The organism is Pseudomonas campi (assembly GCF_013200955.2).
Taxonomy (GTDB): Bacteria; Pseudomonadota; Gammaproteobacteria; order Pseudomonadales; family Pseudomonadaceae; genus Aquipseudomonas; species Aquipseudomonas campi.
Window position 1 is genome coordinate 1,841,698 of record NZ_CP053697.2, and the last position, 13,654, is coordinate 1,855,351.

Sequence of the window (13,654 nt, forward strand, 5' to 3'; positions counted from 1 at the left end):
CCTATGGTCACTGGAGCGACATCCCTGAGTCTGGTGCGTGACGAATTGTTCACCACCATGGAAGAGACCGAGCAGAGTCTCGAACACTTCATTGCCGAACGGCACAACGGCAGCCTGTTGCAGCAGGCCGTGGAAAACCTGCAGCAGGTCCGCGGCACGCTCAACCTGATCGAGCTGGCCGGGGCCGAGTTGCTGGCCCAGGAAGTCCTGCAACAGGCCACCGATATCCCCGCCGGCGCTGGCGAAGAGCGCGACGTGCAGCTCTCGGCGCTGAGCAATGCGCTGTACGTGCTGCGCCGTTATCTGGAAAACGTCGACGCCCATCGCCAGGAAATGCCCGAGCTGCTGCTGCCGGCGATCAACGAGCTGCGGCAGGCCGGTGCCCAGCCGCCGCTGCCGGAAAGTTTCTTCTTCAGCGTGCGGCTCGATCAGCAGCGCGCTGCGCGCATGGTTCCCGGCGACGTATCGGCCGAGGATACCCGGCGCTTGCGTCACATGTATCAGGTCGGCCTGCTCGGTTTTATCCGCGAGGACAACCCCCAGGCCGGCCTCAAGTTGATGCTGCGTGCCCTGGCGCGCCTCGACAGTCTGTTCGGTGATGACTCGCGCGGGCGCTTGTGCTGGGTCGGTGCTGCCGCCGTGGAAGCGCAGCTGGATGGTCAGCTGTTGCCACGCAAGTCACGCAAGCAGTTGTTCTCCCGCCTCGATCGCGAACTCAAGCAGGCCCTGGGCAACAGCGCCTACGAGGCGCCGCGCAGCCTGCTCAAGGAGCTGCTGTACCTGGTGGCTCTGGCCGACAGCAAGGGCGAGCAGGCCAGCGCGGTGCGCGAAGTGTTCGGCCTCAATGCGCTGCCGTTCACCGACCATCTGCTCGATGAGGAATACCAGCGCCTGTCCGGGCCGGGGCAGGGCGTGATGCGTTCGCTGTCCTCGGCGATTCGCGAGGAGCTGGCCAGCGTCAAGGATCTGCTCGACCTGATTGAGCGCGGCACAGCCCAGCCGGACAGCTTCGGCAACCTGCATGCGTTGCTGGGCAAGCTGGCCAAGACCCTCGGCATGGTTGGCCTGAGCTCGGCGGCCAATGCCCTGCAGGTGCAGCTGCCGGTGGTAGCGGGCTGGGGCGAAGCCAGCCCGGCGCAAATGCAGGACCTGCACAAGCTGGCCGAAGCCGTGCTCTATGTGGAAAGCATGGTCGCCAGCCTCGAGCGTGGCGAGCGCCGTGATCAGCGTCCTGCGCAGATTCAGCCGGGCGATGAAGGCGAGGCCTTTGCCGCCCATCAGCTGACTGAGGCGCGCATCGTGGTGGTCGACGAGGCTCAGGGCGGTCTGGCGCTGGCCAAGCGGGCGATCACCTCCTACCTGGAATCCGACGGTGACCGCATGCATCTGGCTAACGTGCCGATCAGCCTGCAGGCGGTGCGCGGTGGCTTGTGGTTCCTCGGTCAGGAGCGTGCGGCCAAGTTGATCGGCCTGTGCGCCGACTATATCCAGACACGCATGATCGAAACCCAGCAGATGCCGTCCGAGCAGATGCTGGAAACCCTGGCCGATGCCCTCAGCAGCCTGGAGTACTACCTGGAAGGTGGCGCCGTGCTGCGTCCGGAAACCAGCCCGAGTGTGCTCGACCTCGCCGAGGAAAGCGTGCGCGCCCTGGGCCTGCCGGTAGCCGCCTGATGCCAGCGGGTTGGCAGACCACGCCGCCGCTGGATAACAGCCAGGCCGGTGGCTGGGCGCTGGTGCATGGCGCCCAGGGTTTCCTGGCCGACAGCAATGGCGTGTTGTTTCCCCGTGAATGGCTCAAGCGCCAGGATCTGCCGCTGCGTGGCGAGCAGGGCTTGGGTTATTTCAATGGCGAGGCCGTCTGGTTGCTGCAGCTGGAGCAGCCCGCTGAGTTGCCAGGTTGTTCCTGGCAGAGCATGCGTCAGTTCATGCTGCAGGCCGATTACCCGACGTTTCGCATGCTGGCGTTCGCCGAGCAGGTAGCGACCTGGCAGAGCCAGCATCGCTTCTGCGGGCGCTGCGGTACGCCGACCCAGCAGGTGCCGGGCGAACGCTGCATGCGTTGTCCGTCCTGCGGCCTGGATGGCTATGCGCGTATTTCGCCGAGCATGATCGTGCTGGTGACCCGTGGCGACGAGATTCTCCTGGCTCGTTCGCCGCGCTTCGTGCCTGGCGTGTACAGCACCCTGGCCGGTTTCGTCGAGCCGGGTGAGTCGGCGGAGGAGTGTGTGCTGCGCGAAGTGCATGAGGAGGTCGGCATCGAGGTCGGCAACCTGCAGTATCTCGGCAGCCAGGGCTGGCCTTTCCCGCATTCGCTGATGCTCGGTTTCCATGCCGAATACGTTGGCGGTGAGATCGTTCCGCAGGCCGACGAGATCGAGGATGCGCGCTGGTTTCATATCGAGCAGCTGCCACCGTTGCCGATGACGCGCTCGATTGCCCGTTACCTGATCGACCTCTATGTGGCTCGCCGTCTGGGCCAGCCCGAGCCGCAGCTGGCACGCTAGTCGAGTAGGGGGCTGGCGCTTTACCCATCCAGCCTAACGCAGCTCAGCCTACGCCTGGCCGAACCAGTGCTGCCAAGCTAGGCGCGCGGTCAGCGCCAACACCACCAGAATGAATACCGGGCGGATGAATTTCGAACCGCCGCGGATCGCCGTGCGCGCGCCGAAGAAAGCTCCGGCCATCAGCGCCAGGCCCATGCAGATACCCAGCAGCCAAGCCACCTGGCCAGTGATGATGAACACCGTCAGGGCCATGGCATTGCTGACGAAGTTCATGCTGCGTGCCACGCCGCTGGCGCGTACCAGGTCCAGTGGGTAGAGCAGCAGCGTGCTGACCGTCCAGAAGGCTCCGGTGCCGGGGCCGGCCACGCCATCGTAGAAGCCCAGGCCGAGCCCCTGTGGCCACTGGCGCTGCTGGGCAATGGGCGCATCCTGCGGGCCATGGGTCTCCGGCGTCTTGCCGAACAGCAGGTACAGACCGCAACCGAACACTACCGCCGGCAGCATCTGGTTCAGCCAGGCGGCGGGTAGCCAATGGGCCAGAATGGCGCCCAGGGTTGCGCCCACCGCCGTGGCCAGCAGGGCATTGCGCCATTGCCGGGGATGGAACAGCTTGCGCCGGTAGAAGGTGTAGCTGGCCGTGGCTGAGCCGAAGGTGGCGCATAGTTTGTTGGTGCCCAGCACCAGATGTGGCGGCAGGCCGGCAGTGAGCAGGGCGGGGATGGTCAGCAGGCCGCCACCACCGGCAATCGCGTCGATAAAGCCGGCAGTGAAGGCGACCAGGGCGAGAATCGCCAGAGTGAGCGGTTCGACACCCAACTCAAAAGCAAAAGGCATAAAAAACTCGACGTGGATTCAATTGTGCGGGGTGGCGACTGGCCTGTCCGTCTGCCTGCTGCGCATAATGCCGGCAATTTCACGGAGAAGGAATTACACCCATGCAGTATGACGGCCTGGCCTGGTTCATTGGCCTTCTGGCGATACTGGCGCTGTTTATTGCCGCGCGCATTCTGTTGTCGCGTAGCTGGTTCCTTGGCTGGCTGCGCGGCACTGTTGGGCTGGCCTTTGTCGGCCTGGCCGGGCTGGTCGGCGTGGTCGCCTATGACCTGCTCAGCTATAGCCCGCTGCCGGAAGGCAAGCCGCTGCTGACGCTGAGCTTCAATGCCGACGGCCCGCAGCGTTTCCAGGTCAGCCTGCTGGAGGGTGGCGAAGAACGTCAGGTCACCCTGGAAGGCGATCTGTGGCAGCTCGATGGTCGCCTGTTGCGCTGGAAAGGCCTGGCCGCGCTGATTGGTTTGCAGCCGGGTTATCGCCTGGAAAAACTCTCCGGGCGTTTCCTCGCCATCGAGCAGCAGGAAAGCGCGCGCCACGCCCAGGTGGCCCTGGCGCAGAGCCCCTACGGCATCGATCTGTGGCGTTGGTTGCGCCTGGGCCAGCATGACCTGTTCCTGTTCGATCCGGAGGCGGCGCGCGTGACCTACCTGCCGATTGCCGACGGTGCGATGTTCAGCGTCAGTCTGAGCCCGACCGGTCTGCTGGCCCAGCCGATGAACCAGGCGGCCAATCAGGCCCTGAAAGACTGGCAGTAAGAACCTGTCCACGATCTCCTGGCTGTCGACCATCCTGCGTTAAAAATGGCCTCGGCAAGCCGCTTGCGGCTAACGCGCTTCCGCGCGACCCGAAGGGCGAGTGAAACGAGTCATGCTCATTTACAGCTCGTAAACTCCGCTTCCTCGGCCATTTTGACCAGCCGGAGGCTGTTACTAACGTTGCGCCTTGTCTGGTTCTAATCCAGAAGATCGTGAACAGGCTCCAAGATCCAAACAATGAAAAAGGGACCCGAGGGTCCCTTTTTCATGGCTGATGCTTTTGTGAAAGAGCAGGGCCTCAGGAGAGGAAGCCGCCATCCACGTTCAGCGACACGCCGGTGGTGTAGCTGGATGCTTCGCTGGCCAGGTACAGCACGGCGCCGGCCATTTCGCTCGGGGCGGCCACGCGCTTGAGCGGGATGCGCTGCAGGGCGAGGTTGAGGATGGCGTCGTTCTTGGTCAGCGCGGAGGCGAACTTGGTGTCGGTCAAGCCCGGCAGCAGGGCGTTGCAGCGGATGCCGAACTGCGCGCATTCCTTGGCGAAGACCTTGGTCATGCTGATCACGGCCGCCTTGGTCACCGAGTAGATGCCCTGGAACTCGCCCGGCGAGACGCCGTTGATCGACGCGACGTTGATGATGCTGCCGCCACCGCCTGCCTTCATCAGCTTGCCGCCTTCGATGGACATGAAGTAGTAGCCGCGGATGTTGACGTCGACGGTCTTCTGGAACGCGCTCAGGTCGGTGTCCAGCACGTTGCAGAACTGCGGGTTGGTGGCGGCGTTGTTGACCAGAATGTCGAGGCGGCCGAACTGCTCGCGGATCATCGCGAAGACGTTGCTGATCTGCTCCATCTCGCCGATATGGCAGGCCACGGCGGTGGCCTTGCCGCCGTCGGCGAGGATGGCGTCGGCGACTTTCTGGCAGTCGTCGATCTTGCGGCTCGAAACGATCACGTGGGCGCCTTGCTGGGCCAGCAGCTTGGCGATGGCTTCACCGATGCCACGACTGGCACCGGAGACGAAAGCGATCTTGCCGTCGAGGTCGAACAGGTTGGTCTTGGACATTCTGGTTTACCTTGATCCGGTTTAGAGGGTGGATTTGCCGATGACCTGCAGGCTCATCTGCTCCAGCAGCTTGTTCATGTGAACGAACTGGGCGAAGCGCTTGTCCTTGGTCTGGCCGTGGAAGAAGCGGTAGTAGATCTGCTGCACGATGCCGGCCAGGCGGAACAGGCCGTAGGTGTAGTAGAAGTCGAAGTTGTCGATCTGGATGCCCGAGCGCTCGGCGTAGTAGTCGACGAACTCCTGGCGAGTCAGCATGCCGGGGGCGTTGCTCGGCTGACGGCGCATCAGTTGTACTGGCGCCGGGTCGGCCGCCTCGATCCAGTAGGCGAGGGTGTTGCCCAGGTCCATCAGCGGGTCGCCGATGGTGGTCAGTTCCCAGTCCAGCACGCCGATGATCTGCATCGGGTTGCTCGGGTCGAGGATCACGTTGTCGAAGCGGTAGTCGTTGTGCACGATGCCCGGCTTGCTGTGGTCGGCCGGCATCTTCTCGCGCAGCCAGGCCTTGACCGGCTCCCAGGTCGGCGCATCGGGGGTCAGGGCCTTCTCATAGCGATCGCTCCAGCCTTCGATCTGGCGCTTGACGTAGCCTTCCGGCTTGCCCAGATCGGCCAGCCCGCAGGCCTGGTAATCGACGTTGTGCAGGTCGACCAGCTTGTCGATGAAACTCTTGCATAGCGCGCGGGTCTGCTCGGCGCTGAAGTTCAGCTCGGTTGGCATGTCGGAGCGCAGGATGATGCCCTTGACCCGCTGCATCACATAGAACTCTGCGCCGATCACCGATTCGTCGGTGCAATGCACGTAAGCCTTGGGACAGTAGGGGAAGCCGGCCTTGAGCTGATTGAGGATGCGGTACTCGCGACCCATATCGTGCGCCGACTTGGCCTTGTGGCCGAACGGCGGGCGGCGCAGGACGAATTCCTGGTTCGGGTATTCCAGCAGATAGGTCAGGTTCGAGGCGCCGCCCGGGAACTGGCTGATGCGCGGCTCGCCGGTCAGATCGGGGATATGTGCCTTGAGGTACTGGTCAATGGTGGCGGCGTCGAGTTCTTCGCCATCACGGATCCCGGTAGATTGGTCTGTAAGCGTCATGCTTATCCCTTCTGCTTATGATGGGTGGCACTAATTATTGGCTAATCTAATGTTGCCGGGCTGGCCTAACAAGCTAAGCACAGCGTTATAGATCTGGGTGTTGCCGTGCAATCAAGAGCCCTGATCAGTAGGGGCTGTTGACGTTTCGGCGCGACCGCGACGGCGCCAGTTTTTGCGCGGAGCTAGGCGCGAGACGCGAAGTTTGGTCGTCCAAATGAGCCGTCGAGTAACGACGTTCCGCGCAAAAACTGGCCCGTCCCTTCGGGTTGCGCGGCAAATGGTGCCATGCGTCGTTGCGGGCCTTGGCAAGGGATCACCATTTCCTACGTCCCGCGCCTAGCCTGGCGCCATTTGGCGCAGCAACGCGGCTTGCGCCGAAACGTCAACAGCCCCTAATGCGGGCGAAAAAAAACCGGAGTCGAGGACTCCGGTTTTTCGTGTTACCACAGCGTAGACGTTGGGTCTTACACCGGGAACAGTTCGGCCAGTTTCATGGCCAGCATCATGTCGCCTTCGGCGCGCAGTTTGCCGCCCATGAAAGCTTGCATGCCGTCGGTTTCGCCAGAAGCGATACCGGCCAGGGTGGCGCTGTCCATGATCAGGGTGACGTTGGCATTGGCGTTGTCGCCTTGCTGCACGTCGCAGGTGCCGTCTTTGACGATCAGCGCGTAGTTCTCACCGTCTTCGATGTTGAACTGGAATACCAGGTCCAGGCCGGCAGCAGCGCTGGCGTTGAACTTGGACTTCATGGTGTTGATGGTGTCGGCAACGGAGCTCATGGTTTCTATCCTTTGTTATCGAGGGTTTTCTGGCGGCCTTGCGGGCCGCAGTGGGCTGGAACTCAGCGATAGGTGATGAGTTCCGGCGCCTTCAACAGCTCCAAATGCACACGGCTGTTGAAGGAAGCCAGGGTCACCTGGCTGCCGCGAAACTGCAGGCGCGACAGCGAGGTGTTAACAATTTGCCAGTTGAGATCGAACGCCTTGTGGGCGGGTACGCCGGTCAGCAGGTGGAGCAGGGCGGTAATGGTGCCGCCGGAAGTGAACACGGCGATGTTCTGTTTGTTATCAGCCTGGGCGAGCAGGCGCTCAAGCCCTGACTGTACACCACCGACAAAACCTTGCCAGGTTTCATGACCGGGCTGGTCGTGTTCACCGCTGACCCAGCGCTGGATGATGCGGGCGAACAGGTGCTGGAAGGCGGCGCGGTTGTCTTTTGGGTTGCGCAGGATGTCGAGGGCATCCGGCTCGCTCGGCAGCATGGCTGGCAGCAAGCCGCGGATCACCGCTTCGGCATCGAATTCGTTGAAGCCGGCGTCCAGCTCCAGCTCTGGCGCCGGCAGGCCCGCCGCGACGCAGCGCTGCAGAGCGGCAGTGGCGGTATGTTGCTGACGGCGCAGGGTGCCACTCACGCAACGATCAAAGCTCAGGCCGAGGTGTGCCAGGTGATCACCGAGTACTTCTGCCTGGCGAATACCGGTCGGCGACAGCACGTCATAGTCGTCTGCACCGAAAGAGGCTTGGCCATGGCGAATCAGGTAGATGCTGCCCACGTCTGCAGTCGATCCCGGCAGTGGAAGTTTCGCGAGGTTATGGGCAGAGCCGGGCCGCTGTCAACGAAAAAACATACGCTTGTTTGAATTGTCTGAGGGCTACCGATGTGCGGCTTTGCTCGCCCACTGGGCCATTGCGCTTCGGCGTGCTTGTGGGGGTATGAGGCGCCATAGCCGAGGCTGATAGTGCCGCTGCTTCTGGCAGTTAATTACTTGTCCAAGCATGAACAGATATTTCCGCTGCGGACACTGCCTGCCTGCCTCGGTATGCTTGAGGCTGGCAGGGGCCGCTGGCGGCTTCCTGGACGGGTACGAATAAGGGGGAGCTGTGGAGTTTCTGATGGACTATGCGGAGTTTCTGCTCCGTACCGTAACCCTGGTGGTGGCGGTGATCGTGGTACTGGTGACCATCGCGGCGCTGCGCAGTAAAGGTCGCGGCAAAGGCAGCGGCCATCTCGATGTACACAAGCTGAACGATTTCTACAAAGCCCTGCGCGAGCGCCTCGAGCATGCATTGCTCGACAAGGCTGAGCTGAAGGCTCGGCACAAGGCCGAAGCCAAGCAGGCGAAGATCGACAAGAAGGCCGGCACCAGCAAGCCGCGGGTGTTCGTCCTCGACTTCGATGGCGATATCAAGGCTTCGGCCACCGACAGCCTGCGCCACGAGGTGACCGCCTTGCTGAGCATGGCCAGCGCCACCGACGAAGTGGTCGTACGCCTGGAAAGCGGTGGCGGCATGGTGCACAGCTATGGCTTGGCCTCGTCGCAGCTGGCGCGGATTCGTGACGCCGGCATACCGCTGACCATCTGCGTGGACAAGGTGGCGGCCAGCGGCGGCTACATGATGGCCTGCGTCGGGCAGAAGATTCTGGCTGCGCCGTTCGCCATCCTCGGTTCCATCGGGGTGGTGGCGCAGCTGCCCAACGTGCACCGCCTGCTGAAGAAGCACGACATCGATTTCGAAGTGCTGACCGCCGGTGAATACAAGCGCACTCTGACCGTGTTCGGCGAGAACACCGACAAGGGCCGGGAGAAGTTCCAGGAAGACCTGGAAACCACCCATGTGCTGTTCAAGAACTTCGTGGCCCGCTATCGCGCGCAACTGGTGATCGACGAGATCGCCACCGGTGAGGTCTGGCTGGGCATCGCCGCGCTGGAGAAACAGCTGGTTGATGAACTCAAGACCAGTGACGAGTACCTGGCCGAACGCGCCCGCGAAGCCAATCTGTTCCACCTGCATTACGCTGAGAAGAAGAGCCTGTCGGAGCGTTTCGGTCTGGCTGCCAGCGTGGCGCTCGACCGGGTGCTACTGAACTGGTGGAACCGGCTCCATCAACAACGTTTCTGGTAACGGGAGGCTGCATGACTCAGTTCAAGGCGCTGCTGGTCAGCGAAAACGAAGGCGCGTTCTCGGCTCAGGTGACGGAGCGCGACACCGCTGATCTGCCAGTCGGCGATGTGCTGATCCGTGTGCAGTACTCCTCGCTCAACTACAAGGATGCCTTGTCCGCCAGTGGTAACCGTGGCGTGACCAGGAGCTATCCGCATACGCCCGGCATCGATGCCGCCGGGGTGGTCGCCGAGTCGCGGGTGCCCGAGTTTGCGGTGGGCGATGAGGTGATCGTCACTGGCTACGACCTGGGCATGAATACCGCCGGTGGTTTTGGCCAGTACATCCGTGTGCCGGCGGCCTGGGTGATCAAACGCCCGGCCGGGCTCAGCCTGCGTGAAGCGATGCTGCTCGGTACGGCTGGGCTGACCGCCGCGCTGTGCGTGGACAAGCTGGAGCAGGCCGGTTTGACCCCTGAGGCAGGCCCGGTGCTGGTGACCGGCGCCACTGGAGGGGTGGGCAGTGTTGCCGTGGCCTTGCTGGCGCGTCTGGGCTACAGCGTGGCCGCTGCCACCGGCAAGGTCGAGCAGGGCGAGTTCCTGCGCCAGCTCGGGGCGCAGCAGATCGTGCCGCGCAGTGAACTGCAGGAAGGCATCGACAAGCCGATGCTCAAGGAGCGTTGGGCTGGCGCGGTGGATACGGTGGGTGGCGACATCCTGTTCAACGTGGTCAAGTCGCTGCGCTATGGCGCCAGCGTGGCCTGTTGCGGGCTGACTGCCGGGGTCGGTTTCAAGGCCAATGTCATGCCCTTCATCCTGCGTGGCGCCAACCTGTTGGGCGTGGACTCGGTGGAACTACCGCTGGTGGTCAAGGCGTCCATGTGGGACAAGCTGTCCGTGCAGTGGAAGCTCGGCAACCTCGAGGCCCTGGCGCGGGAAGTGGGGCTGCAAGCGTTGCCGCAGGAGATCGAGCAGATCCTCGCGGGCAAGCAGGTCGGTCGGGTGCTGGTCAATCTCGGCTGATCGGCGTGACGTGACAGAAGGCCCGGCTTATGCCGGGCCTTTGCGTTTCAGGCGATCAGGCCTGGCTGACATACATGGTGATTTCGGCGCGAAACACCGGCTTGTCACCAACATAGGCCATTACCGGCACTTTCACATCGCCCAGCTGGCTCCAGTCGATGGCGCTGCCGTCGGCCACGGCGCGAATGTCGCCATCGGCCTTGGCCAGGTATTCCACGGTCATGCCGCGTGGGATCCAGCGGCAGCCCTTGGGGATCGAGGCGTCGGTCATGGTGCCGGCGGCCAGTTCGGCGGCGTTGCACAGGGCGATGGCATGCACGGTGCCCAGGTGGTTGAGCACCTCACGGCGCTTGGCGAAGGTCACTTCGGCGTAACCCGCGCGCAGCTCGACGAACTGCGGGGCGATGCTGGCGAAGTAGGGGGCGACCTGACCGATCATGGCACTGAACTGCGCCGGGCCGGCTTGTTGGTACATCTGCATCATCTGACTCATGGGTGCTCCTGGAATGGCAAATACATTGAAGAGAAGCGCGCGCCGAGGCAGTATACGGTTATTGGAATTAAATTCTAGAAGAATATTCTAGTGCTGAGTGTTAAGGAATCCCATGGCCCGTCCCTCGCGCAAAAACGAAATTCTCCAGGCTGCCCTGGCCTGCTTTACCGAGTTTGGCGTGGATGCCACGACCATCGAGATGATTCGCGACCGTTCCGGCGCCAGCATCGGCAGCCTGTATCACCACTTCGGTAACAAGGAACGCATCATCGCGGCGCTCTATCTGGCCGGTACGGGCGAGTATGCCGAGCTGCTGGAGCAGGGCTTCAGCACGGCCAATAGCGCCGAGGCCTGCGTCAAGCTGCTGGTGACCAGCTACATCGACTGGGTGGCGGCCAATCCGGACTGGGCGCGCTTCATCCTGCACAGTCGCGGCCGGGTCGAGGCCAGTGAGCGCGGCGATGAACTGCGCGAGGCCAACCGCCTGCATTTCCAGCGGATCTTCGAGGCGCTGTCCGGCTATCGGGAGCAGGGCCTGTTCAAAGTCATGCCGGCCGACTGCTTCGCCTCGGTGATCATCGGCCCGACCCATGACTTTGCCCGCAACTGGCTGGCCGGGCGCACTCAGACCGAACTGGCCGACTGCCGCCAATTGCTGGCGCAGGTGGCCTGGGAGTCGGTACGCGCCAATCCGTAGGAGCGCGCTAGGCACGACAGGTTCAGTAGCCCGGATGCAATCCGGGAAGCAGGCGGCTCCGCTCCCGGATTGCATCCGGGCTACGGCGGGTTTGGAATAAAAAAGCCCCGCACGTGGCGGGGCTTTTCATGCTGCTGGCCGTGCTCAGGCCCGGCGGCGGAACAGCGGCTGCGGCTGGTCGGCAGACGCCTGGTAGACCTCGGAGAATTCCTCGAAGGCTTTCAGGGCATCGAGCGGGTCTTTGTCTGCACGCAGGGCGAAGGCATCGAAGCCGACGCGCTGGTAGGAAAGCAGCTGGTCACGCAGCACATCACCAATCGCTCGCACCTCGCCCTTGTAGCCGTAGCGGGTACGCAGCAGGTAGGCGCTGGAGCAGTGGCGGCCGTCGGTGAAGGCGGGGAAGTTCAGGGCGATCACCTGGAAGTTGTCCAGCTGGTCGGCGATCTCTTCGATTTCCTCACCGGCTTCCAGCCATACGCCGAGGCCGCCATCGCGGGCCTTCAGCGCATGAGCATGCTCGCGCCACAGGGCCAGCGGCACGATCAGGTCGTCGCAGTTGGAGATGCCATCGAGCGTGGCGTCCTTGGGCAGCAGGTGCCAGGTTTCGTCGAGCACCTGGCCGTTCTTAATGATTCGCTGCATATACACGCTCCTTGAACGGGTCGACGCCAACGCGGCGGAAGGTGTCGAGGAAGCTTTCTTCATCGGTGCGCTGTTCGACGTAGACCTTGATGATCTTGTCGATCACGTCGGCCATGTCCGCTTCGGCGAAGGAGGGGCCGAGGATCTGCGCCAGGCTGGCGTCACGGCCGGCGCTGCCGCCGAGGGACACCTGGTAGAACTCCTGGCCTTTCTTGTCCACGCCGAGGATGCCGATGTGACCGACGTGGTGGTGGCCACAGGCGTTCATGCAACCGGAAATGTTCAGGTCGATATTGCCGATGTCGAACAGGTAGTCCAGATCATCGAAGCGACGCTGGATGGCTTCGGCGATCGGGATCGACTTGGCATTGGCCAGCGAGCAGAAGTCGCCGCCCGGGCAGCAGATGATGTCGGTCAGCAGGCCGACGTTCGGCGTGGCGAAACCGTTCTCGCGCAGTTCGCCCCAGAGGGTAAACAGCTGCGCCTGCTCGACGTCGGCGAGGATGATGTTCTGGTTATGGCTGTTGCGCACTTCGCCGAAGCTGTAGCGATCGGCCAGGTCGGCGATGGCATCCAGCTGCTTGTCGGTGACATCGCCCGGTGCCACGCCGGTAGGCTTCAGCGACAGGGTCACGGCGACATAGCCGGGGCGCTTGTGGGCGAAGGTGTTGCGCTGACGCCAGCGGGCGAAGCCCGGATGCTCGGCGTCGAGCTGGGCGAGGGCAGCATCCTGGTCGGCCAGGGCCGCATAGGCCGGGTCGATGAAGTGGGCGGCCACACGGGCGACCTCGGCTTCGGTCAGGGTGGTCGGGCCATCCTTGAGGTGGGCCCACTCGGCGTCCACGCGCTCGGCGAACACCTCAGGCGTCAGCGCCTTGACCAGGATCTTGATGCGCGCCTTGTACTTGTTGTCGCGACGGCCATAGCGGTTGTACACGCGCAGGATGGCGTCGAGATAACTGATCAGATGCTGCCACGGCAGGAATTCGTTGATGAAGCTGCCGACGATCGGCGTACGGCCCAGGCCACCACCGACGGAAACGCGGAAGCCCAGCTCGCCGGCGGCGTTCTGCACAGCCTCCAGGCCGATGTCATGCACCTCGATGGCGGCGCGGTCGCTCACTGCACCGTTGACGGCGATCTTGAACTTGCGCGGCAGGTGGGTGAACTCCGGGTGGAAGGTCGACCACTGACGGATGATCTCGCACCAGGGGCGCGGATCGATAAGTTCGTCCTTGGCCACGCCAGCGAATTGATCGGTGGTGGTGTTGCGGATGCAGTTGCCGCTGGTCTGGATCGCGTGCATCTGCACGGTGGCCAGCTCGGCGAGGATGTCCGGCACGTCTTCGAGGTCCGGCCAGTTGAACTGCACGTTCTGCCGGGTGCTGATGTGCGCGTAACCCTTGTCGTAGTCGCGAGCGATCTTGGCCATCATGCGTACCTGGGCCGAAGACATCAGGCCGTAAGGCACGGCCACGCGCAGCATGGGCGCGAAGCGCTGGATATACAGGCCATTCTGCAGGCGCAGGGGGCGGAACTCCTCACCGGAGAGTTCGCCGGCCAGATAGCGGCGGGTCTGGTCGCGGAACTGCTTGACGCGGTCCTCGACGATCCGTTGATCGTACTCGTCGTATACGTACATATATGTCCTGTGGTTCAGGCTACTGCTT

14 protein-coding genes are annotated in these 13,654 nt (G+C 63.1%); 6 read left to right on the top strand and 8 right to left on the bottom strand.

Features of this window, described 5'->3' with window-relative positions; genetic code table 11:
- Window positions 1–3: 3 nt before the first annotated feature.
- Both HNE05_RS08515 and nudC read left to right on the top strand, forming a co-directional pair.
- Window positions 4–1,674 carry a FimL-related protein gene (locus HNE05_RS08515; RefSeq protein WP_173205602.1) on the top strand — a complete coding sequence of 557 codons (1,671 nt, stop codon included), beginning with the start codon at window positions 4–6 and terminating at the stop codon, window positions 1,672–1,674.
- Window positions 1,674–2,507, top strand: a complete 834-nt coding sequence (gene nudC, locus HNE05_RS08520) for an NAD(+) diphosphatase (RefSeq protein WP_173205605.1) — start codon at window positions 1,674–1,676, stop codon at window positions 2,505–2,507. The genes HNE05_RS08515 and nudC overlap by 1 nt, the downstream gene beginning before the upstream one ends.
- 48 nt (window positions 2,508–2,555) lie before the next feature.
- Here the strand turns inward: nudC and HNE05_RS08525 are convergent, their stop codons facing one another.
- A complete protein-coding gene (locus HNE05_RS08525) occupies window positions 2,556–3,341 on the bottom strand; it encodes a TSUP family transporter (RefSeq protein WP_173205608.1) in 786 nt (261 codons plus the stop codon).
- Between the two features lie 101 nt (window positions 3,342–3,442).
- Here HNE05_RS08525 and HNE05_RS08530 point away from each other — a divergent pair, with 101 nt between their 5' ends.
- Window positions 3,443–4,093 (top strand): hypothetical protein, encoded by a 651-nt coding sequence (locus HNE05_RS08530; RefSeq protein ID WP_173205611.1) that lies wholly within the window; start codon window positions 3,443–3,445, stop codon window positions 4,091–4,093.
- A 298-nt stretch (window positions 4,094–4,391) separates the two neighbouring features.
- Here HNE05_RS08530 and HNE05_RS08535 read toward each other — a convergent pair whose 3' ends face one another.
- The 4 genes from HNE05_RS08535 to HNE05_RS08550 all read right to left on the bottom strand — a co-directional run bounded on the left by HNE05_RS08535 (window position 4,392) and on the right by HNE05_RS08550 (window position 7,800).
- Complete coding sequence (locus HNE05_RS08535; protein WP_173205614.1) at window positions 4,392–5,159, bottom strand: SDR family oxidoreductase; 768 nt, start codon at window positions 5,157–5,159, stop codon at window positions 4,392–4,394.
- 21 nt (window positions 5,160–5,180) lie between these two features.
- Complete coding sequence (locus HNE05_RS08540) at window positions 5,181–6,248, bottom strand: phosphotransferase family protein (RefSeq protein WP_173205617.1); 1,068 nt, start codon at window positions 6,246–6,248, stop codon at window positions 5,181–5,183.
- Between the two features lie 464 nt (window positions 6,249–6,712).
- On the bottom strand, window positions 6,713–7,027 hold the full coding sequence (locus HNE05_RS08545; RefSeq protein WP_137972692.1) for an SCP2 sterol-binding domain-containing protein: 315 nt from the start codon (window positions 7,025–7,027) through the stop codon (window positions 6,713–6,715).
- A gap of 62 nt (window positions 7,028–7,089) precedes the next feature.
- A complete protein-coding gene (locus HNE05_RS08550; RefSeq protein WP_173205621.1) occupies window positions 7,090–7,800 on the bottom strand; it encodes a histidine phosphatase family protein in 711 nt (236 codons plus the stop codon).
- Window positions 7,801–8,128: 328 nt separating this feature from the next.
- Between HNE05_RS08550 and sohB the strand changes: the two genes are divergently transcribed.
- Window positions 8,129–9,151, top strand: coding sequence for a protease SohB (gene sohB, locus HNE05_RS08555; RefSeq protein ID WP_173205624.1), 1,023 nt, complete (start codon window positions 8,129–8,131; stop codon window positions 9,149–9,151).
- 11 nt (window positions 9,152–9,162) lie between these two features.
- Window positions 9,163–10,152, top strand: a complete 990-nt coding sequence (locus tag HNE05_RS08560; RefSeq protein ID WP_173205627.1) for a YhdH/YhfP family quinone oxidoreductase — start codon at window positions 9,163–9,165, stop codon at window positions 10,150–10,152.
- A 55-nt stretch (window positions 10,153–10,207) separates the two neighbouring features.
- On the opposite strand, the gene HNE05_RS08565 is transcribed toward HNE05_RS08560, so the two are convergent.
- On the bottom strand, window positions 10,208–10,645 hold the full coding sequence (locus HNE05_RS08565) for a hotdog fold domain-containing protein (RefSeq protein ID WP_173205630.1): 438 nt from the start codon (window positions 10,643–10,645) through the stop codon (window positions 10,208–10,210).
- 112 nt (window positions 10,646–10,757) lie between these two features.
- On the opposite strand from HNE05_RS08565, the gene HNE05_RS08570 reads away from it, so the two are divergent.
- Window positions 10,758–11,342: a TetR/AcrR family transcriptional regulator gene (locus tag HNE05_RS08570; RefSeq protein WP_173205633.1), complete on the top strand. Its 585-nt coding sequence runs from the start codon at window positions 10,758–10,760 to the stop codon at window positions 11,340–11,342.
- A 144-nt stretch (window positions 11,343–11,486) separates the two neighbouring features.
- Here HNE05_RS08570 and HNE05_RS08575 read toward each other — a convergent pair whose 3' ends face one another.
- Together HNE05_RS08575 and HNE05_RS08580 are read right to left on the bottom strand one after the other, a co-directional pair.
- Window positions 11,487–11,984 carry a DUF934 domain-containing protein gene (locus tag HNE05_RS08575; protein ID WP_173205635.1) on the bottom strand — a complete coding sequence of 166 codons (498 nt, stop codon included), beginning with the start codon at window positions 11,982–11,984 and terminating at the stop codon, window positions 11,487–11,489.
- On the bottom strand, window positions 11,968–13,626 hold the full coding sequence (locus HNE05_RS08580; RefSeq protein ID WP_173205638.1) for a nitrite/sulfite reductase: 1,659 nt from the start codon (window positions 13,624–13,626) through the stop codon (window positions 11,968–11,970). Before HNE05_RS08580 ends, HNE05_RS08575 begins: the two co-directional genes overlap by 17 nt.
- Between the last annotated feature and the right edge of the window lie 28 nt (window positions 13,627–13,654).

Coding starts and splice junctions, on each gene's coding strand:
- HNE05_RS08515 (WP_173205602.1), top strand. CDS start 4: ATGGTCACTGGAGCGACATCCCTGAGTCTGGTGCGTGACGAATTGTTC.
- nudC (WP_173205605.1), top strand. CDS start 1,674: ATGCCAGCGGGTTGGCAGACCACGCCGCCGCTGGATAACAGCCAGGCC.
- HNE05_RS08525 (WP_173205608.1), bottom strand. CDS start 3,341: ATGCCTTTTGCTTTTGAGTTGGGTGTCGAACCGCTCACTCTGGCGATT.
- HNE05_RS08530 (WP_173205611.1), top strand. CDS start 3,443: ATGCAGTATGACGGCCTGGCCTGGTTCATTGGCCTTCTGGCGATACTG.
- HNE05_RS08535 (WP_173205614.1), bottom strand. CDS start 5,159: ATGTCCAAGACCAACCTGTTCGACCTCGACGGCAAGATCGCTTTCGTC.
- HNE05_RS08540 (WP_173205617.1), bottom strand. CDS start 6,248: ATGACGCTTACAGACCAATCTACCGGGATCCGTGATGGCGAAGAACTC.
- HNE05_RS08545 (WP_137972692.1), bottom strand. CDS start 7,027: ATGAGCTCCGTTGCCGACACCATCAACACCATGAAGTCCAAGTTCAAC.
- HNE05_RS08560 (WP_173205627.1), top strand. CDS start 9,163: ATGACTCAGTTCAAGGCGCTGCTGGTCAGCGAAAACGAAGGCGCGTTC.
- HNE05_RS08565 (WP_173205630.1), bottom strand. CDS start 10,645: ATGAGTCAGATGATGCAGATGTACCAACAAGCCGGCCCGGCGCAGTTC.
- HNE05_RS08570 (WP_173205633.1), top strand. CDS start 10,758: ATGGCCCGTCCCTCGCGCAAAAACGAAATTCTCCAGGCTGCCCTGGCC.
- HNE05_RS08575 (WP_173205635.1), bottom strand. CDS start 11,984: ATGCAGCGAATCATTAAGAACGGCCAGGTGCTCGACGAAACCTGGCAC.
- HNE05_RS08580 (WP_173205638.1), bottom strand. CDS start 13,626: ATGTACGTATACGACGAGTACGATCAACGGATCGTCGAGGACCGCGTC.